Genomic DNA, 21,944 nt, shown 5'->3' with positions numbered 1-21,944 from the left:
AGCTGCAACGTGGGCAGACCTTATCGGATCGGCTGTGATCTTTCGGATGCGGCTTATCAGTCAGATCAGCACGAATACCTTTCCAGCGGCAACGCCGGCATTTCCAGATAGTCTCCATCAGACACCCTCCTGCTTTTCAGCGGGGGAGAGCGCTTCCGACCAAAGGCGGAGGGTTTCTTCTTCGTCTGCAGAAAGGAAAACCTGGGAAAGGCGGTCCGCGACTTTCTGTTTCAGGGCATCGAGTCGCTCCTGAACACTGGAGCCATCGTCGTAGCCGATCTCATGCTCTACCGTCTGCATAAATTCATTGCGCAATGAGCGCGCGATGCTCATCCAGTAGTCTTGCGGTTTGTTCCAGCCTATGAGCTTTCGGGTTGTGGTCGGGGAAAGGTAGTTTCTGAGATTGAGGTTGTACTCAAGGGCGGAGTAGAAATCCAGGAACTGGCCGGCGCGATTGAAGTTCAACGCGGTCTTCAGTATCTCCAGTATCTGATCCAGCGATTCGTATGGCAGAGGGAATGTTTCAGCCACAAGGCGCTTAGCTTGGGCATTCCGAGCCTCTTGGCGACGTTTGGCTTCGTTCTCGTCGCGCTTACGCTTCTCCTTCGCGTGCTCTATGTTGGAGTTCACGGATTCGATCAGATTGGCGGCATCACGCAGCAGGTCAATTTGATCCAGGCTCAGTCTGGCTCCAATCCGCCCGGGTAAGGTGTTCCCTCCAGTCAAACCACGGATCTCCCGGACGCTACCGGTGAGTTTGGCTTGCAAGCTGCGCAGACTTTGAGCGCTGTAGTGCTGGCCTAACTGCAGAACGACATCGGCGGTAATGCCGCTGGCGTCGGTAATGGATGGCTTCGCCATATCAACGACCCTCCTTCACCAGCTTGGCTACCCTTTCCTCGGTCAAGGCTTCGAAGCGATCACGCCATTCAGGGAAGATCTCGATAGCCAAGTTACGGATGGTAGTCAGTGCCGAAGGAGCAACTTGATCCGCAGGCTTTTTGTACTCCAACCGGTGGGCAGGCATGCCCCGGGAGGCGGCTTCGCGAAAAACCACGGCCGCAGGGATGGTGGTTTCCAGGACGTTGATTTCAGGGTTGCCCTCGAAGATTTCACGCACAGATCGTTCGATCATCTGTGCATCTTTAGTCCGGTCGAGGTTGTTGACCACGATATGAACAGGAGGGATGTTGAGACCGAGACGTCCGTAAGCACGCAGCCCATCCAGCATCTGCATAGTGCCGCGGCTGAACTCCCGTGCAGCGAGCATGTTCGGTGGAAGCGGCGATATAGCTAGATCAGAGGCTAGGATGACCATCTCCAGCATGGCCGAGCGGGCGCCCTGGGTGTCGATCAACACCAGGTCGAAATGATCTTTGAAGGCCGGCATCAGGCTTGCGAGGCGCAACCGTCCGTCGGGTGCCTGGAGCAGCAAATTTATGAGTTGGTTATTGGAGTCGTTCGACAGCACCAGGGAGAGGTTCGGGATTGAGGTGCTTGAAATAATCCGATCAAAATCCGTCACGTTGAAGGCGAGCAGGTCGTAGATGCCGCCCTGAGCTTCCTCTACCAACTGGTAATACGACGAAAGGGACGGCTGGACAGGGTCCAGGTCTATGAGGAGGGTTCGAAGGCCGGCATCCGCGCACAAAGCGCCGAGGTTGCCAGACGTCGTGGTCTTGCCGGTACCGCCTTTGGTCGAAACGACCGATGTGATTTTCATTTTTGGAGCCTCTAATGGGGGGCATTAGAGGCTGCGAAGCCATGCTCGTATCGTGGAGAGCCTTATTTTACGGGGGCTACAGCGAACCTGTAGTCCAATTGTCTTTTAACCAATTGGTCGTAGGTTCGAATCCCACACGACCCACCATATTTGTTGTAGAAGAAAATCCGGAAAGCCCACGAAAGTGAGGATTTCCGGATTTTTTTTCGTCTGTGCAAAAGTATCCCGATGCAGCGTGTCATGAGTGGGTGGGGTTAGCCCGTCATGTTCTTGCGGTTGAGCCAGGTGTCTATCTGCGCCTGCGGTATGGGCCTCGAATAGAAATACCCGCACCAACGAGCAGCCCAGGCACAGCAGGGCCTCCAGCTCATGGCGGGTTTCCACGCCCTCGACAATGCACTCCAGCTGCATGTCCATGCTCAGGAACCTGAAGTGTTTGCTTTGGAAATCTCGGATGTAACGGACATCCGAGATTTTCAGAGGATATGTATCCTGAATGAAATAAATCGCAACATTTGTTTACGCCATTGATACGTCTATCTACCATCGCGCCACTATTTTGATATTAGTTCTGTTTCGAGGGATCGAACGTGTCTCTATGCGACTTCGGGATGAGGTTGTGCGCTTTTTTGTGGTGAGTACCACTTGCGCCACTTGCCTCCTGACCGATGCGCCGACCTGACCCGCGATCACCCCGATCGCCTCCTCGAAGCCTATTGCCCACAGCCTGGAACGACCGGTCCCCTTCGCCGAGGGCGAGCCGCAGATCCGTTTCCGGATGCATTGCTTCCTTCAACCTTTTTTCGCCTTCGTGCACCGAGACACAACATGGACGTTCGTCAGTTCGCCTTCCTCGCGGGTCAGCCTTCTGCGGCCCTGAAAAACCGTGAACACTTTTGGGGACTGCCCAAACGCGGGTTGGCGTTCATCCTGGCGAACGCAATGTTCTGGCAGCCGTTGCTGGCCCAGGCGGACGGGATTGTGGTCAGTGCGCCGGGCACCACGCTCGGCCAAGCGGGCAATGGCGTCCCTATCGTCAATATCGCCGCGCCGAATGCCCAGGGTCTGTCGCACAACCAATTCAGCGATTACAACGTCGGGGCCAATGGGGTCATCCTCAACAACGCCACCGCGCGTACCCAGTCGACCCAGTTGGGCGGGATCATTCTCGGTAACCAGAACCTCAATGGCACGGCTGCCAATGTCATTCTCAACGAGGTGACCGGCGCCAGCCCAAGCCAGTTGCGTGGTTACACCGAAGTGGCGGGGCAGTCGGCCCATGTGATCGTCGCCAACCCCTACGGCATCAGTTGCAACGGTTGCGGTTTTATCAACACGCCGCAGGCGACCTTGACCACCGGCAAGGCCGTCATTACCAACGGTCAGGTCACGGGTTATCAGGTCGACCGGGGCAGTGTGTCCATCGACGGTGCTGGCCTGAATGCCAGCAACATTGATCAGTTCGAAATCATCACTCGCTCGGCCAAACTCAATGCCGAGATCAACGCAAAGAAGCTGGCGATCATTGCCGGTGCCAACGATATCGATGCCAAGACCCTCAAGGCCACGGCACGTGCCGCCAATCCGGCGGATGCGCCGCAACTGGCGATCGACTCCTCGGTACTGGGCGGTATGTATGCCGGCGCGATCAAGCTGGTGGGAACCGAAGCCGGTGTCGGGGTAAAGCTCGACGGCAAGATGGTCGCCAGTGGCGGTGATATCCAGCTCGATGCCAATGGTCATTTGAGCATGGTCGAGACCGGGGCGAGCGGGGCTATCGATGTCAAAGCTGCCAGCCTTGAAGCGCAAGGCCCGGTCTACGCAGGCACGACCCTGGATGTCAAAACCCAGGGCGATCTGACCAGCCAGAACAACCTGGCGGCCAAGGATCACATCGCCCTTACCAGCGGCGGCCAACTGACCAACAACGGGATCGTCGAGGCCGGGATCAACGCTGACAAAACCCGCAATGCGCTCGCCGATGTCAGCATCACCGCGCAGAACGTCACCAACACCGGCAAGAGCGTAATTGCCAGTCGTGACCTCATCGTCACGGCGGCACAGGCCCTGAACAACCAGGGCGGTACGCTGAGTGGGCAGCGACAAACCCGCGTTACGGCGGCGACCCTGGACAACACCCAAGGCCAGCTCACCGGTGACCTGGGTTTGAGTATCGACCTGAGTGGCGCCCTGGATAACCACGCCGGCATGCTTGGCTCCGGCAAGGCGCTGAACCTGACGGCGGCCAGTCTCGATAACCGTGCGGCGGGAACCGTGCTGGCGGCGGACGGTAGTCTGACGGCCACCCTCAGCGGTGCCTTCGACAACCGCGAACAAGGCAAGCTGCGTGCAACCTCCGGCATCGATCTCGGCGCCGGTAGTCTCGATAACCGGGGCGGCAGTGTGGTGGGCAAGGATCAACTGACCTTGCGCAGCGCCTCGGCGGATAACCGCGGTGGACTGATCCAGGCCGACAAAGACCTGAAACTGCAAGTCGCGCAACTGGATAACCGCGACAAGGGCAACCTGATCGGCAAGGCTGCCGTTGATTACGACGGTACTCGGCTGGACAACGGCGGGGGCCTGATCAGCGCGGTCGGTCCTCTGACTCTCAAGGCTCTGGTGATCGAAAATACCAAGGGCCGTATCGCCAGCCAGGACAACCTGTCTGCCACGGTCGACACCCTCAACCAGCAGGGCGGGGCACTGGTCGCCCAAGGCAGCTTGCTGCTGACCGCCAAGGACCTCGACAACCGCAATGGCGGCACTGTCGCGAGCACCCGGGCCCTGACCCTGAATATCGACCGCATCGACAACCGTGCCGGTGAAGTGTCCAGCACCGACAGCAGCGTCACGGTCAGCGGCCAACGGCTGGATAACAGCGACGGCGGCAAACTGCTGACCGAGACTGACCTTGGCCTCACCGTGGCGCAGTTGATCAATCAGAATGAAGGCCGCCTGTTCGCCAAGGGCACTACACGCCTGACCGGCAGTAGCCTGGACAACACCGGCGGCAATGTATCCGGCCTCAAGGGCCTGGATATTCGTCTCGACGCTGCATTGCTCAATAACACCGGCCTGCTCAGCAGCGAAGGGGGCTTGACCCTCAATGCCGCCAGTCTGGACAACACCGGCGGCAAGCTCGGTAGTGCGGGAGCGCTTTCGATCACCAGCCTGGGAGCCTTGCTCAACCAGGGCGGTTCGATCCTCACCGATTCGGGGTTGGTCATCAGCAGCGCCAGTCTCGACAACAGCCAGCAAGGTCTGATCAACGGCACCGGCGCGACCCGCCTCACCACCGGCACTCTGGACAACCGCCAGGGTGGTCGCCTCACCAGCAACGACAACCTGGACCTGAACGCAACCCAGGTCAGCAACCAGAGTGGCCGCATCGCCAGCGACAAGGCCCTGACCGCTAGCGTCACCGGCCTGGATCAACAAGGCGGCGAGCTGTTCAGCAAAACCCGTCTCGACCTGGACCTGAACAACGGCCAGTTGAACAACCAGAAAGGCCTGATCAACGGCCCAATCTTGGTACTCAAGAACCTCAACGGCGTCGCCAACCAGAACGGCGAAATCTCCAGCGCCCAAGCCTTCACCCTTACTGCCCAGAGCCTGGACAACAGCGGCGGTAAATTGCTGAGCAATCAGGGCCTGACCCTGAACATCAATCAGGCGTTGAACAACTTCAACGGGACCCTTTCCGCCGCCTCTCTTTATAGCCGCAGCGACAGCCTGGACAACAGCCACGGATGGATCAGCAGCCGGGGCGCCGTTGATCTCGGTATCACCAACGTCTTTATTAACCAGAACGGCACTCTGATCGGCGATGGCGCGCTCCTGCTGACCGCCAACAGCCTCGACAACAGCAACGGTGCGGTCTTGGGCAAGGCGGATGTCACTGCCAATATCTCCACCTTGAACAACCAGAACGGCCAGCTGATCGCGACCGGAGCTTTGAACCTGACCGGTTCCTCTCTCGATAACCGCCTGGGCGGTTTGGTAGGGGCGACAAAAGCGCTGAAACTCAATGTCGGTGATATCGACAACCGCGGTGGTGAGCTCTCCAGTGCGGCTGATATCAGCCTGATCGGCAGCGGCCTGAACAACAGCGACAGCGGCAAGGTTCTCGCCGAGACGACGTTGGGCCTTACGGTCACCCAGGTACTCAACCGCAATCTCGGTCTGCTCAAAGGCAATACAGGTGTCACGCTGGATGGCCAGACACTGGACAACAGCGCCGGGCAACTGATCAGCCGGCAGGACGCCCGACTCACCCTGAGCGGCGACCTCAACAACACTCAAGGCCTGGTCAGCAGCGAAGGCCAGCTGGAGGTCGCTGGCGCCAACCTGAGCAACAGTGGCGGCAACCTGTCCAGTGCCGGCCCCTTGAGCGTCAACGCCAGCGGCTCACTGGGTAACCAGGCTGGCCACCTGGTCAGCGACAGCACGATCAACCTGACCAGCACCAGCCTCGACAACACGCAACAAGGCGTGATCAGCGGCAAGGGGATGCTGGCTATCGGGACCGGGGCGTTTGATAACAGCACCGGCAGCCTGACCAGCGCCGACGGCCTGAGCCTGGCGGCCAAGCAAGTCACCAACCAGAACGGCGGCCGTATCGGCAGTGAAAAGGCCCTGAACGTCAGCGTCTTTGGCTTGGATCAACAGGGCGGCAAACTCTTCAGCAACACCTCGCTCAACCTGTCGATGAATCGCGGCCAGTTGAATAACCAGAATGGTCTGATCAACGCGCCTTCGCTGGTACTGGACAACCTCGGTGACGTGAACAACCAGGGCGGTGAGATCTCCAGTGCCCAGGCCTTCAGCGTGATCGCCGACAACCTCGACAACAGCAACGGCAAACTGCTGAGCAACCAGGCGCTGACCCTGCGGATGAACCAGGCCCTGACCAACCTCAAGGGCCAGATTGCGGCGGCTGCTCTGTATGTGCAGGCGGCCAGTGTGGACAACAGTGGCGGGATCCTTACCAGCCGTGGCGACTTGAGCCTGAGCGCTACCGGCCAACTGACCAACCAGAATCAAGGCCTGATCAACGCAGCCCAGGCACTGACCATCGCCAGCGGCAACCTGAACAACCAGGGCGGCCTGTTGCTTGGCGTCAGCGGCATCACCCTCGGCGCCATGGCCCTGAACAACAGCGGCAATGGCCTGATCAACAGCCAGAGTGGCTTGACGATTAACGCCATGAGCCTGGACTCCAGCACTGGCGGCGAAGTCTCGGCCAAGGGCGATATCGACCTCAATCTCGGCGCGCTGACCCAGAACGGCGGACGCCTGCTGGGTAATCAGGCCATCAACATCGACCTGGCTGATGGCGATTTCGACAACCGTAACGGCCTGCTCAGTGCCAACGGTCCGTTGACCCTCAACCGCCTGCGTGACCTGAACAACCGCAGCGGTGAAGTCTCCAGCATCCAGACCTTTGTCCTCAACACCCGCGCGTTGGACAACAGCGGCGGCAAGCTGATCAGCAACAACCAGCTGGGGGTGAGTGGCGAAACGTTGGTCAACCAGAGCGGTTTGATCTCCGGTTGGCAGGGCCTGGTGGTGACCGGTGGCAGCCTGGACAACCGCAACGGTACCTTGTCGAGCCGTAGCGGTAACCTCGACGTGAGCGTGACGGATGCCTTGCTCAACAGTCAGGGTGGCGCACTCGCCAGCCAAAAGGTCCTCACGGTCAATGCGGGCAGCCTGGACAACAGTGCCGGTTTTCTTTCCAGCGGCGCTGGGCAGCAACTGACCGTCAACGGTCTGCTGAGCAACACCCAAGGCGGCTCCATCGACAGTGGCGCAGCTCTGACGCTGAACGCCATGGCCTTGAGCAACAGCGGCACGATCAACGCACAACAGGGGCTGAATTTTACCGGTACCACCCTGGATAACAGTGGCGGCACCTTGAGCGGCAATGGCGCGGTCAATCTCGACTTGCTCGGTGCCCTGACCAACACCAACGGCAAACTCTCCAGCGGTGGCCCGTTGGTGATCAGCCGCAGCAGCCAGATCAACAACCAGGGCGGGCAGTTGGTCAGCCAGGGGCTGTTGAGCGTGCTGACCGGTGGCCTGGATAACCGCAATCGTGGCACCGTGGCGGCCAATGACGTACTGACCTTGACCGCCAGCGGTGCGGTGCAAAACAGCACTGACGGCCTGATCTACAGCCAGAACAGCGACGTGAATCTTACTGCGGCCAGCCTTGCTAACGGCAAGGGCGTGGTGCAAAGCCAGGGGGCATTGAACCTCGCCATAGCAGGCGATATCGACAACCAGAGCGGCAAACTCACTGCCCAGAACGGTGATCTGACTGTCACCGCCGCCAACCTCGATAACCGTGGCGGTACTTTGGCGAGTATCAAGGGCGCCCTCGAAGCACGCATCGTCGGTGTGCTGAAAAACGGCTACGACCTGAACAACAACCGTCAGGGCGGTATCACCCAGGCGCAGCGCCTGAACCTCATTGCGCTGGGCGGCATCGACAACTACGGCGGTCGTATCGCGGCGCAAACCGGCGATGCAGTGATCACCACCGCCGATTTCGATAACCGCAACGGCGGCCTGTATGCAAAGGGGCTGGTCAAGGTCAGCGGCAACAACTTTGACAACAGTGGCGACAACGATGGGCAGATCGCCGGTCAACAGATCGACCTCAGCCTCAACGGCGCACTGAACAACCGCCTGGGGATTATTGAAAGCGACAGCACCTTGAGCGTGCGTGCGGCCAGCCTGGATAACCAGACCGGGCAACTGCGAGCGCTGGGAACCAGCGGCAAGACCGACTTCCAGATCGGTGGGCTGTTCGACAACCGTAACGGCAAGATGGAAACCGCCAACAGCGATTTGACTGTGAATGCCGGGGGCTTCCAGAACCTGGGCGGTAGCTTGCTGCATGTGGGTAACGGCACGTTTGATATTGCCACCGCGAATATCTTGAACGCGGGCGGCAGCTTGGTGACCCGTGGCGGGCTGACGCTGACGGCGGATAACTGGACCAACAGCAGCGTGATCCAGGCCGGGCGCTTGACGGTGAACGTCAACACCCTGAACCAGACGGCGGGCGGGCAGTTGCTGGCGTCCACCAGCCTGACCGGCAACGGTGGCAACTGGAACAACGATGGGTTGATTGCCAGTGATGGCACGGCGAATCTGAACCTGAGTGGCAGCTACGGTGGCAATGGTCGCTTGAGCAGTCTGGGCACCCTTGGGCTGACAGCCGCCTCGGTGAATCTGGGCGCTAACGGAAGTATCGCCGGGGGTGGAGACACCACGATCAATGTCGGTGGGCAGTTGAATAACTACGGCCGGTTGACCTCTGCAGCTGGGATGACTGTCAATGCGGGCGGTATCAGTAACTATGGGACTTTGGGTAGTTCACAAAAACTTTCGCTGAATACGCCAACACTGCTGAATGATCAAGGGCTGATCTTTAGTGGCGCGGATATGGATATAAAGGTCAATGATTTCACCAATCAGAATGCGGCCCTTTACAGTTTGGGGAGTCTGAGCGTTTCCGGCGTTCAAGGTGGTAAGGCCAATAAGGTCATAAATTTTTCTTCGTCGATACAGGTAGATGGCGATTTTTCGCTTGCTTCAGCAGTATTTGAGAATACGCGAAAGGCTACTGTCGGTAAGGAAAAACTCCTGTCAGGTGATATCACCGTTGAGTGTGCTGATGGTGACTGCTATACCTTGCGTTACTATGTTGATGAGAGCTACGTATCTGAGTCTACTTTCGAGGGGCAGGCAGCAACTGTATCAGTAGCTGGAAATCTAACCGGTGATGTAGGGCGTTTTACGAATTTTGCATCGAGTGTTGCGGTTGGTAAAAATCTGAGGATGAACGCCGATTCTTTTGAAAATCAATCTGTCAGCTCTGGAGCTTTTACCCGTTCTAGGGTTTATATGGCAGGGTCGTATGGAAAGGATGATGCAACAAACGACTTGTTTTACCACTTGGCCTATATAAATAACGGCATTTCTCCAAATGGCGACGGTGCGATGTTTGCCTATGCGGACAGAAATTCAAGGTATCAGCATCAGTATACTGGCGTCACCGCCGATAGTGATGGTGGCGGTGGGGGCGCTCCTACTGTTATGGAACGGCGTTTTCAAACTTTAACGCGGTGGTGGAATTCTCAGTTTGGCGTCGGCCCTGATGTTGCATTACCTTCTCTCATTGCATCTTATAGTTTGATGAGTGATGTTAAACAATATCAAACAAGTAGCTCGGTAGCCTCTGTCATTCAGGCTGGGCAGCTAGTAGAGATTAATGCAAAGAACTCCATTCAAAATGGTGATCTGAAAAGCTTGACTGCATTTTCTGCTCAAAGTCGGAGTAAGCAAGATACTGAGGTGAAGCCAAACCTCTCTACTACCGAAGTCCACATGAATGCACAGTTGCCACCGGATTTGGCCCAGCGACAGGTCAATCCTACGCTTCTGCCGAATTTTACTTTACCTTCCGGTCAAAACGGTCTGTTCCGCTTGAGCGGACAGGGTGGTACGCAGCAGCAGGCGGCTCAGGCCAATATCGGCTCACAAGGCTGGAGTATGCGTGGCGCTATCGTTGGCACGGCCCAGCACCAACAGAGCCAAGTGGATGTTCAGGCGCGTAATCCTGAGATAAATGATATCTCCCGGGCTATCGCCAGTGATCGGCAATTGACTCAGACCGCACGCCAGGCCACTGGCAGTGACGTGGGCGCCAGCACTATCAACGTCAACGTGCCTGCTGATATTGGTGGCGGTGCCATTCAGTTGCCTGGTAATACCGTCGGCAGCCAACCCTCTAGTGGTCAGTCTTTGGTCCGCGTTCAAGGACTGCCTGATCTGTTGGTCAAATCCAACCCGCAGAAATATCTGATCGAAACCAACCCCGTACTGACCGACCTTAAGCAGTTTATGAGTTCGGACTATCTGTTGGCTGGATTGGGCTACAAACCTGATGAAAGCGCCAAACGCCTGGGTGACGGTTTTTATGAGCAGAAACTGATTCAGCAGGCGGTGGTGGCCCGCACCGGGCAACGCTTTATTGATGGTCAGACCTCGGACGAGAATTTGTTCAAGTACCTGATGGACAATGCCATCAGTAGTAAACAGCAGTTGGGCTTGTCGATGGGCGTCACCCTGACCTCACAACAGGTTGCGGCTCTGACTCACGACATCGTGTGGATGGAGAAGCAGGTTGTAAATGGCGAGGAGGTGCTGGTGCCTGTGCTTTACCTGGCCCAGGCTACCAACCGCTTGGCGCCGAATGGCGCGTTGATTCAGGGCTCGGACATTACTCTGATTGCCGGGGAGAACCTGGAGAACAGTGGGACCTTGCGTGCCAGTAACAACCTCAAGGCCTCTGCGGACAATGATCTGGTCAACAGCGGCCTGATCGAATCGGGCAATCGCTTGGATCTGTTGGCGGGCAACAGCATCGTCAATAACTCAGGCGGCATTATTGCCGGGCGCGATGTGAGTCTTACTGCAACGCGTGCAGATGTGCTCAACCAGCGTGATATCAGCCACTTCGATTCAAGTTTTGCGCAAGATAGCCGGCACCGCGACGTCCTGGGCAGCTCTGCGCGCATTGAAGCCTCTAACGACCTGAGCATCAGCGCCGGTCGAGATATCTCCAACAGTGCATCTGTGCTCAGCAGCGGCTCGGACATGAAGCTTAGTGCCGGTCGAGACGTGAACGTCAACGCGCTAGTAGAGCGTACGATGAACGCTCAAGGCGATCACTACCTGAATCAGCAGATCACTCAGCATGAGGCGGTGGTGACGGCTGGACGGGATCTATCGGTGAGTGCCGGACGTGATATCAGTGCAATCGCCAGCCGTATTGAAAGCAAGCGAGATATGGCTCTCGCCTCTGATGGTGATATCCGCATTGAGTCTGCTGCGAACGAAAGCCAATTCGTTTCACGGGGTAGAAGCACACTGGAAACGCGCAGCGTCAGCCAGCAATCCAGTGAACTGAAAGCGGGCGGGAAGATTTCTGTCGATTCGGGTAAAGATCTCGACGTTGTAGCCAGTCGTATAAAAGCGGGTGGTGATATTGCCCTGGATGCAGCCCAGGACATGACCATCGCTTCAGCCAAGGATGAAAGCTCTTATTACTATTACAAGAAGAGCAGCGGGTCTTTTGGCCAAAGCAGTAGTAAGCAAGTAGAGAGCTACGACAGTAGGAACGTGGCTTCTGTCATCGATGCCGGACATGACCTCACCGTCAATGCCAATAAGGCTGCCGATGGCAGCGTCAGCATCAACGGCGGACGGGACGTCAGCGTTATCGGTAGTCAGCTCAAGGCCGGTAATGACCTGGTGCTGGCGGCGACCAATGATGTGGCAGTGCTTTCCGGTGTTGAAGAGCATGGCTCCTACAGCAAAAAGACCAGTTCCGGTTTCCTGGGGCTTACCAAAAGCGGAAAGAGTCAGCTAAAGACCAGCGCCACGCAGATCGGCAGCGAGCTGGACGCAGGTAACGACGTGGTGGTCGCGTCGGGTAACGACGTGCGCTTGCGTGCCAGCCAGATGGCGGCGGGCAACGATGTTGAATTGAGAGCGGGCTTGGTCAACAAGGCCGGTGATATCAACCTGGTTTCAGCCAATGACACCGCCTATAGCCGCACTGAGGAGTACAAGAAGAAGGCCGGTCTCTCGGTGTCGGGCGGCTTTATTTCCATTTCCTCGGCCAAGGAGGCGGGCCGTGAGGCTCAAAGCAGCACCAGCGTCGGTAGCCAGGTAACGGCTGACCGCGATGCTACGTTGCAGGCCGAGCGCGATATCAATCTGAGTGGCAGCGGTATCAAGGCTGGTCGCAATGTGAGCCTGGATGCCGGTCGCGATGTGAACGTCGTATCTGCGCAGAACAGTAGCGCCGAGCAGGACTGGAAAAAGAGCAAGCAGGTCGGGATTGGCGTTTCTAGCGACGATAACGGTGTAAGTCTCTTTGCCGGTGTTGATCGGACCAAAGAGAAAAATCGTCTTGAGCAACAGACGGCTGCGGCGAGCCAGATCAGCGCCGGGCAGGACCTGGCGATAACCGCCAAGCGCGATATCAACCAGATCGGCTCCGACCTCAAGGCATCCAATGACATCGATCTGACAGCTGGACGCAATATCAACATCGATGCGGCCCGCGAGACACAGTTGACCGAGCAGCAGCGCGAGTCCGAGCGTAATGGCCTGGGCGTCACCCTCAGCCACAACTTTGGCAATACCAAGAACGCTGTCAACGGTGCAGGTAAAGGAGAGGATGCCACTAGCAAGGGTTCCAGCACCCTGAAGGGGGTTGATGCCGTCAGCCAGTTCCTGGCCGGGCCAACCGCTGACACCAAACTCGGTAACAGCAAGCAGAGCAGCAGCCAGGTGGTCATCGAGCAGAGCAACCGCTCTTCGACGCTTGATGCCGGTAACGACCTGAAGCTCCAGGCCGGTAACGACATTACGGTGAAGGGTGGCCAGTTGCAGGCCGGGCGCGACATCAATGTCAAAGGTCGGGATGTCACCCTGGATGTGGCCAAGGGCAGCGTCAGCCAGGAAAGCACCCAGCATGAAAGTTGGGGCGGTATTCATGGCGGGACCAGCGGTGGCTTCAAGATCGGCATCGGTGGTAGCAACGGGGTTGCCACTGAGGACGGTGTTCAGGGTTCTTCCACCTCGACTCAAGTGGCAGCGGGACGAGATGTCAACCTGGATGCCAGCCATGATCTGAATCTGATCGGTACCCAGGCCAAGGCCGGTCGGGATATCACACTCAATGCTGGCAACGATCTGAATATTCGCTCTGCTCAGAACGAGAACAGCAGCGAGAGCAATCGCCACAATGGCGGTGGAGAGGTCGGCCTCGTCTTCGGGTCCGAAGGTGTCGGTGTCTACGCCAGTGTCAACACGGGCAAGGGGGACCTTGATCGTGAAGGCAAGCGCCAGCAAGAGGCTTATCTCTATGCCGGTGAGCGCCTGGGCTTTGCCAGTGGGCGGGACACTAATGTCGCCGGTGCCACATTGCGTGGTGATGAGGTTGTGGGGCGTGTAGGCGGTGATCTCAATGTTTCTTCTGTGGTCGATACCGGTAAGGTCAAAGGCCGGGAATTCGACATCAGTGTTACCGCGACCATCGGCCCAGGAGCGGGTGTTAGTGGGTCGGTAGGGTATGGCGAGACGACAGGCAAGACCAATTGGGTCGGACAGCAGACCAGCATCACCGGCAAAGACAAGGTTGATATTCGCACTGAAAATCACACGCAACTGGATGGTGCACTGGTTGCTGCCGACAACGGCAATCTCAAGTTGGATACCGGCACGCTAGGGTTCAGTGATATTGCCGGTGAAGACAAGGAGCACGGTTACTATCTTAATGTCGGCGGTAGCTACAGCAAGGGCGGCGGTAATGCGCAAGACAGCAGCCAGGTGGGTAAAGGTAAGCAAGGCGAGACGGGCTGGAGTGTCAATGGCTGGCAGTACGACAAGGAGCGTGAGCAGGTTGTACGTGCGACGGTCGGTACTGGTGACATTGTTGTCCGTAATGATGCGGGCACGGAAATTAGCTCTACTGTCGGGCTGAATCGCGATGTAGATAAGTCGTATGAGGTCACCAAAGATAAGGAAAGTAGAACTGATCTTTATGTGACGAGTTCATCTGTAGATGCGGCACTGGCGCCCAAGTCTGCGTTCGAACAATGGAAAAAAAATGTTGCTTTGTATGGTGAAAATAGTGAAAACGCTGCTATTAGCCTGATCGATTTGCTTATGGTTACAGCAATGTTGCCAGGAGGAATGGTCGACGGTAATGGTATGGAAGATGCCGTTTTCTATATGAAAGCGAGGGATGAACGTCAAAAGCTGATGAGCAGTGATCCCGTCAAAAGAGCTGAGGTGCTTAGAACTTTGCTGGCTGCAGCAAATGTGGATTATGATAAAAATACTGAGGCTCTTGTATCCAGACTGACCGAAATGTCTGGCGCGGATCTTAAGGGGGCGTTACAGGCAATACAGCTTCTCGCTGATCTAAATAGACAAGAAAAATTAGATATTTTGTATTTCGGTCCGTTGGCGCCACTTGCTCTGGGAGCGGTTTCGGCTTTAGGTGCGGCCCTTGCTGCTGCTTCAACGCCTGAGAATATGGAGCGAATGAGAGCGGCGGCAAATGCTGTTGCAAGTGCAGCGGCTAAAGGTGGCCGCTCGGCGGTAGAGCAGGCCAGGATATCTATTGGGATTTGGGAACTTCTAATTGGAACACATTTTCCTGGGCAGTTGCTTAACGATGAAAATCAAAAGCTGGTCAATCCGATTATAGATCTTCAAGGCCAAAATCCTACAAGCGGTGGTTTTGGAGTTGATGGCCAGCCATCCACTTCCACGAATACTGGTGGTAGTCAGATTGTTGACCCTAAGGGCTCTGTCTATACGACTCCGGTGTCTGATCTTCCTTCACCTGGCAATGTGTACAACAGTGATGGCAGTAAAATTACGTACGGAGAGCATGCTAAAATTAGGAGTACTGAGGGACGCCCAGTTGGTTCTGTAGTAAATGATATTCAAACAGCACGCCCATCAGATATTCTAGTTCAGGACGATGGGCGTTGGGTCATCAAAGGGGGAAATGGTCGTATTCATGTTCTAGAATCGAACGGAGAGGTGGTAACCTCGTTTTTGAACCCTAATGCGAATACAAATAGTAGGATTCAGAAAGGGGAGTGGGCACGAGCGTCTCAAGATGAGCTGAAGAGGTTTGAATCTCAATTCTCTGATTATGTGAAGTGGTGATTATGGAAATTTTGAATAAAGAATGTGTCTCTAGTGTAACGCTTTTTGATCTTAAAGTTTCAGAAGGCGAACTGATGGTTTTTGCCGATTGTGTGAGGATTGTTATGGAGAAGTATAGTGATTCTGAAATCGCAGATTTAACTATTTGCGAATCCAGAGAAGAGCTTTCTTATTTTTTATCAGGACTGACAGAAACGTTGAAGGAAATGGTACGTCAGGAGTATTTGCCTGAGCGGTTTAAAACCTAATGGAATTAAGTTGATAGGGGATAGATCATAGTTTTCTATTTTGCTGAGGCTTGGTCTGCCCCTAAGGGATCCCTACTTTTTCCACTCAAATCAGCTTGCGCTTGAAATGAATAGACTTGGCGTTCCAGATGATGCCATTGGCCGTCAGATGTTGGCTGAGCACTTGGCAGTTTCTGTAAAGACTGAGGGTAATGTGAAAAGTGAATTTTCTAATCAGTGTGGGAATTTTGAGGTCAGGGAGTCATTATTTATAGGGCCGTCAGATAAGGCGGCTACTTTCCAGAGTACATTCCAAATTCTTGGTGACGGGGTTCGTAAGCTCAGTACTGTCATACCACTCCATTGAGGACACTGTGATGAAATTTCCAAGCGTAAATGACTTTTTAGAAGAGTTTGGTATCGAGCCCGTTGAGGTAGATCCAAATTTGGCTTTATGTCGTTATGTGCAAAAGTCGCAGAGTGGTGGACTTGAGATTGATGTTTCTTTTAGTGCAGTGATGGAGTCATTTCAGGTTGTGCTACGGCTTGCCAATCAGGAGGTGGCAAATATTTCGTCAGAAAATGTAAAATTCATTGAGCTAGTACGTGATAGCGCAGGTGCAGGGGTTCGCGTAATTTTTGATATTTGTGAAACAAAATCTGAAGCTCGGATTACCTTTGAACCGGAGATAAGCTGTCGCTGGTGGATATTGCGTAATACATGAAATGAGATGTCAGGGAATAAGCCAAAAATAGCGAAAAAGGGACGAATTTATTTTTTCTTATAGAGCGGTGTGGATAAGGAAGATTTGTCCGCCGTGTCTGAAAAATAAATCTGCCCCGAATGGCAGGGAGTCACTATGACTACTAGTATTAAAACTCTAAGAGTATTTGATGCTTTTATTGACAATGAAGTGATCAATTTTAAGCGTGAGCTAGAGGCTGAGATGTTCGCTATTTCAGCTACAAGTTGGCTGGTTGAAGAAGGCGGCTATGGTGGTCTGCTAGCTACATTGAATTTTATATTTGAGCTAATTGAGAGAGAAGTGCCGGGGCATGAAATGTGGCTGTTTGTCGGTCAGTCTGCTTGGCAGCCAGATACACGGATTGTACGTTATAGGGAACTTTGGGGGAGCCTGAAGTCGAGAGGTTTAGAAGTGCTGGGCGAGCAGTTCCCGCAAAGCTATGCTGGTGAGGGAAATGGTAAAGTAAAGTTTTTTGGTGCTTTGCGATTGTCTAGATTGTCGGTGGAAAGTGTTTTAAGGTTAATGCTTGGTGAACGAAGCTCATATGTTGCTGTATTGCCTTCCGGTTTTGATATTGAATTAGCTTTGAGTATTGGGTGGTCTGGCAGTTTTGCGGAAGATCTTAGCTTCTTGCACCGTGTGAGTGAGTGTGGCGGATTGCTTTTTAAGTGTGTTGGCGAATTTGATGATCGTGAACGAGGATTTGTATCTGTTGGTCAATTAGAATCTATGCAGGCACTTTGGGAAAACGAGTAAACGGGGATTCCCGTTTCGGCGCATTTGGCCCGCCTATCTATCGCCGCCACTGAAGCACCTCTACATCAACATGAGGGGTAGGGGGCACACCACGATTCTTCGCAAAATTAGAGTTCCAAGCGGGGGGGCTGAAACATGATCTGTCTCCTGTTTTTTTGAATATAATCGTTTGCGTAAGGGGAAGATGTGAGTAAGTTGATTTTAGAGTTTTCTCCAGTTATTAAGCATGACCGAGCGATTGTTCCGGCAGTAACTGAATGGCTGTCGAGAATCTTTTTGAAGGTTGAGGAGTGTTCGGGAGATGTGGTAGTTGTTTTTGATGTTAAGTGGGATGCTAAAATTTTTGTTGAATGGCTGGCTAGTAATGAACGTGGTATTTTGTCTGAGGTTTTTCATTTGCCGGAAAGCACATCTTTGGCTCGGTCGGTTTTTGAAGCCTTAGAGCGTGATCTAACTAATGCCGAAGAGGACTATTTATATGGATATAGGACAAGACATGATCTTCGGTTTGCACTCAGAGGTGTGGATATTCCTTGTAGTGGTCTAATGAAACTGGACACCCATTTAGGCGAAAGTGCTCGTCAGATTGAGGTGCCAGATGACCGGGCCTCTCTAGGGGCGCTGATCCAGATGGCTTCTTATGCCTCAGGCGTAGCTCAGCAGTTGCCAATCAACACGCGAAATAACCTGCCGAAAAATCTCATATTTCCCACACGTTTCAGGCATGGGAGAATATTGTGTGCGCCAAACGCCAGGGCTACAGTTCGACTGTCGCTGCAAATTCAGCGATACGGGTTTCGCAGCCCGGTCGTAAACAGGCGCACAGCGCCGCGAAAGCGGTTTTTTTGTGTTCGCGTTATGGCGAGCTGTGTGCAGGAGGCTTCGGCCTGCCGGGTTCCTGTTTACCTGGTCTGCGAACCTGCGCTCAGTTCGCCACCCTTGCGTCGCAGCGAGGATGGATGAACTCCTTTTATTAAACAGGAGATTCACCATGGCTAAGAAAATCACTCCCGATCCGCCCCCAATTCGTAAAGCCCTCAGCACCGCTGACAGGGCGATGTATCTGCGTAAACTCTCTGATACCCCATTCAGCGAGCCCGAGCCGGCCCTGGCAAGCACGCCCCGTTTGCTTGATACCCTCGCGTTCACCTGCTCCAAACCCGTCACTCCCGAAGCCTCCTACAAACCCACGCTGTTTGCCATTCAATCCGGCGTAACTGCCCAGGACGCACTGACCTACGTTTCGAATCTGCTCGAAACGGCGGAGCTCAATGGCGACGAAATCAGCCTGCATACCAACCCCGTCGAGCGGGCGCTGTTCTGGGGCATGCTGCATTCGGTGGAGGTGGCACGTGCGGTGGTAGATGCGCTGCTTGAGGGGGCATCCCCGTCCAATCAGTAATCGTCCATGTTGGGCTTAGCCCAATCTGAAAAGGTTGGGCTTTTTTCATGTGCGCCCAGCATGGGCGCAATCTTGCGGGTGAAAGTCCCGCCGTGAGCTGACCACGGCGAACGAAGTGAAACGCAACTGCACGAGGGCGACCGAGTGTGGAGAGGAAGCGTGGAGCGAAGCCGAGAGCCGATGTACAAGAGCTGAATATGAGGCGAAGCCGATCCAGAGCGAGCGGGCAAACAATCGCGAAGCTCTAGTGATCAAAGGAACGGCGACGTAGATTCGGCGGTTGTGCGGTGAAGGATTGCGTTCTTACCTGGGGAGATCTTGCCTCATGCCTGAAAGGGCGACGGCGTAAGCCGGAGCGAGAAGTCAGCAAAGGCCGTAGTAGTCTTTTTTTTGACGAAGGGCCGAACGAGGGAAAGTGTTATAGGCCATGTTGATGCTAAATACCGGAAGTCAGATGCCTGCCAAACGCAGGGCGGACGGAGACTGCGAGCGGTGAAACCGTGACCATCCCCATCAGCGACGAGGTAAATTGCCCGCAAGATGACATCGAAAACGCAGGGCAAGGACTGCTGCAACGCGCCTTTGCGAGAGAGAACCTGCAACAAGCGTGTAAGCGAGTCAAAGACAACAAAGGTGCGGCGGGTATCGACGGTCTGGATATTGAACAGACCGCTGAACATCTGCTGACCGAGTGGGCCGGGACTCGCCAACAATTGTTGTCAGGGGGGGTATCGGCCCAGTCCGGTACGTCGAGTGGTCATCCCCAAACCTGACGGCGGCGAACGCGAGTTGGGCATCCCAACGGTCACCGACCGTTTGATCCAGCAAGCGTTGCTGCAAGTGCTGCAACCGCTGCTCGATCCCAGATTCAGCGAACCGGGCTACGAAACTGAGGACAGTCCGTTTTGCTTGCTTTGGTTTGACATCAGAATGAAAATCGAGGTCGCCCGCATCTGGGTACTTTATGGATTTTTGGAGAAGGTTTCGATGCCAGCAAGGACTAATGAGTATCAGAAGCTCGTAATGATAATAAACAAAGGCTTGTCTCAATCGGACGTAAAAGTTACTGAGTCAGCGATGCTGTATGACTCTGAAGCGGGATGTAACAGGGAAATTGACATTCTCATTCAGAGTAAAGTATCTGGGTATGACATAGCCGTCGGAATCGAATGTACGGCCGTAGCCAAGCCTGTTGAAGTGAGGCTTCTAGAGAGTTTTAAAGAAAAGCATCGAAAAGTTGGAATTAATAAAACAATCGTTGTATCAAAAAAAGGCTTCACCAAAAGCGCCAAGGAGTACGCTAATAAAAATCACATTAAGCTTTTGACATTTGATACGGCTGGCCGGGAAAAGTGGTCGAAGATATTTGAAAAATTCAAGCATACGTTCATTTATGGTCGATCTTACAAGATGAAGAATTTTTCTATCTTTGCAGATGAACAGGACGCGGACACGGGGTTTGTTTTTGACGACAAGGTTCAAGTTCTATGGAAAGATGCGTTCATTCCAGTGCACAGATTTTGTGCAGAATTGTGGAACGGCAGCGGTGCCGCCAAAAGCCAGGCTAAGTTACTGAGAGAAAACGAATTATCTGGCGAAGGGCCTTGGGTTGAACCAGGATTTGACCTTAAGAAGAATTTCATATTCAAAGACAAAAACGGCATTGAAATTCAACCCAACGAAATCAGCTTCAGAATGGAGTATGCGTCTAATTACCAAGAGCTGAGTTCGCGGGAGGTGGAATATGATGGCGAAAACTACGTTGTCGGTGCGTTTGACGACAAGGCAAAGAAGCAGTTCGCGCATTTTGCGCTGCGAGAACAAAAGGGTGTAATTACAGGGAGCGTTGAGGTCAGTGCAAATTTGATTCCTGATGTTTTTAATTCGAATCCCTAATTATCGTGCCGATGCAGTATCAGATAGCAAGGTGTTTGCACATTCGAACCCATCATCTGCAGGCTGGAAAGCAGGGAGACGAGACATAACTACCAAAAATGGGGCGTATTTATTTTATAGGAAATAAATACGCCCCATTTTTGCGTCCCTTTTTTGCTGCGGCAATCAGTTATTCGGTTGATCACTCCGACAAATGTGTGTGATTACACTACCTCCCATCTTCAGGGGGGTGTGTATTGATGACCAGGCTGGCTCAGATAATTTGGAAGCGCTTTGCTAGGTGGTGCTTATAAAGGTTTTTATTAGTTGGCTAGGCAACTATAAAATGAACGTGTCAGTGCTTGATAAGCGTTTTTTGTGAGCTAATCTTGATTTTGTTGCAGTGATGTCAAAATGATTTCTTTCGTTTTTCATTGGACTGTCGGTGTCGTCAGGGAGAAATGTATGAGCAATAAAAGTGTTATTTCTTCAAGTGGTCGACTTGTTTTAATAGTCGTTCCGCTGTTGGTCTCGCTTATGGTTGGTGGTTGCGCAAGTGTTCAAGGGAGTGCACCTGAAGGGGCTGGATATAACGTGCGACTCCCTATAATTCCCCTGGATGCCCCGAGACCCATAAAGACAATTGAGGTCTATGATGCAAAAACAAAGAGGCGTGTTGAGGCGGATGTGCTTTCCTTGAAGTCTTCGGAGATTAGAGGGCGGCTCACAACGTATGAGTCATTAACCACGGTGCAAAAACGAGATAGCTCCGGTGGCCTCACTTATTTGGGGAGCGGTGCGAAGGTCGCAAAGGGTACTTATATAGTTACATTTGACTATGTGAATTCAACTGTGCAGGATGTGGAGTTTAATGATGGAGTGGACAGGAGGGCCACTGGGAAAATAGGGGTTGGGCTGCGTATCACGGCTGAGATAACGACGCTGAGTAATGACGTCGATATTACGGGGCTGCTACCTATTGGCCTCGCTTTCAGGGATAACAAAGTGAGTGGAAGTCTTCGTTTTAATGCGTTTGGACTTAGTAATGATAAGGTTGCTTCCCTGGTTCCAGCTACTATGCAAAATGTTGATTTTATGGGTATTCAGAAAGCCTTTGAGGCGGCTGCAACAGTTCGATTGTTAATTGGTCTGGATGAAACAAAGCTAGAACCTAATCTGATTGGTGTCTCAGGTGTGCGAGTCGATGACGCTAAAAAAGCTTTGGATGCAGCCAAGATGAAGTTTGTAGGCCCTATATAAGTATGATACCTGATTTGAGTAGGGTGTAACGCCGGCAAAGGAGTGTGCAATATGCGCCTGATCACCATCGTTTTCTTGATAGTCATCGCCACTCCATTGCTTGTCTTCGAGATCCGGCCCCTGGGCCCTTCATAAGCGCGAATGATCCCGCCTCCAGCTGGCCGGTGCTAAGTTACAGC

At 53.9% G+C, this 21,944-nt stretch carries 11 protein-coding genes and 1 pseudogene; 9 read left to right on the top strand and 3 right to left on the bottom strand.

What is annotated here, in order from left to right:
- Positions 1-117 precede the first annotated feature (117 nt).
- The 3 genes from HX866_RS30480 to HX866_RS34950 form a co-directional block, all read right to left on the bottom strand.
- Positions 118-861: a hypothetical protein gene (locus HX866_RS30480; protein ID WP_177141025.1), complete on the bottom strand. Its 744-nt coding sequence runs from the start codon at positions 859-861 to the stop codon at positions 118-120.
- Position 862: 1 nt separating this feature from the next.
- Entirely contained in the window at positions 863-1,723 is an 861-nt protein-coding gene (locus HX866_RS30475; protein WP_177141024.1) for a ParA family protein, read from the bottom strand.
- Positions 1,724-1,828: 105 nt separating this feature from the next.
- On the bottom strand, positions 1,829-2,140 hold the full coding sequence (locus tag HX866_RS34950) for a hypothetical protein (protein WP_371319303.1): 312 nt from the start codon (positions 2,138-2,140) through the stop codon (positions 1,829-1,831).
- A gap of 411 nt (positions 2,141-2,551) precedes the next feature.
- On the opposite strand from HX866_RS34950, the gene HX866_RS30465 reads away from it, so the two are divergent.
- From HX866_RS30465 to HX866_RS30425, 9 genes and pseudogenes are all read left to right on the top strand, one after another.
- Positions 2,552-15,499: a hemagglutinin repeat-containing protein gene (locus HX866_RS30465; RefSeq protein WP_177141023.1), complete on the top strand. Its 12,948-nt coding sequence runs from the start codon at positions 2,552-2,554 to the stop codon at positions 15,497-15,499.
- Positions 15,500-15,501: 2 nt separating this feature from the next.
- On the top strand, positions 15,502-15,747 hold the full coding sequence (locus HX866_RS30460; RefSeq protein WP_177141022.1) for a hypothetical protein: 246 nt from the start codon (positions 15,502-15,504) through the stop codon (positions 15,745-15,747).
- 356 nt (positions 15,748-16,103) lie between these two features.
- Complete coding sequence (locus HX866_RS30455) at positions 16,104-16,451, top strand: hypothetical protein (RefSeq protein ID WP_177141021.1); 348 nt, start codon at positions 16,104-16,106, stop codon at positions 16,449-16,451.
- A gap of 135 nt (positions 16,452-16,586) precedes the next feature.
- Positions 16,587-17,228, top strand: a complete 642-nt coding sequence (locus tag HX866_RS30450) for a hypothetical protein (protein ID WP_177141020.1) — start codon at positions 16,587-16,589, stop codon at positions 17,226-17,228.
- Positions 17,229-17,414: 186 nt separating this feature from the next.
- Positions 17,415-18,191, top strand: coding sequence for a hypothetical protein (locus tag HX866_RS30445; RefSeq protein WP_177141019.1), 777 nt, complete (start codon positions 17,415-17,417; stop codon positions 18,189-18,191).
- Positions 18,192-18,219: 28 nt separating this feature from the next.
- Entirely contained in the window at positions 18,220-18,630 is a 411-nt protein-coding gene (locus HX866_RS30440; protein WP_177141018.1) for a hypothetical protein, read from the top strand.
- A 454-nt stretch (positions 18,631-19,084) separates the two neighbouring features.
- A pseudogene (locus tag HX866_RS34945) lies at positions 19,085-19,515 on the top strand (group II intron reverse transcriptase/maturase); the annotation flags it as partial.
- A 45-nt stretch (positions 19,516-19,560) separates the two neighbouring features.
- Positions 19,561-20,526: a restriction endonuclease gene (locus HX866_RS30430; protein WP_177141035.1), complete on the top strand. Its 966-nt coding sequence runs from the start codon at positions 19,561-19,563 to the stop codon at positions 20,524-20,526.
- A 444-nt stretch (positions 20,527-20,970) separates the two neighbouring features.
- Complete coding sequence (locus HX866_RS30425; RefSeq protein WP_177141017.1) at positions 20,971-21,765, top strand: hypothetical protein; 795 nt, start codon at positions 20,971-20,973, stop codon at positions 21,763-21,765.
- Positions 21,766-21,944: the final 179 nt, after the last annotated feature.

The sequence above is a fragment of the Pseudomonas gingeri genome (assembly GCF_013386165.1).
In the GTDB taxonomy this organism is placed as follows: domain Bacteria; phylum Pseudomonadota; class Gammaproteobacteria; order Pseudomonadales; family Pseudomonadaceae; genus Aquipseudomonas; species Aquipseudomonas gingeri_C.
This window is presented reverse-complemented; position numbering and strand designations above follow the sequence as displayed.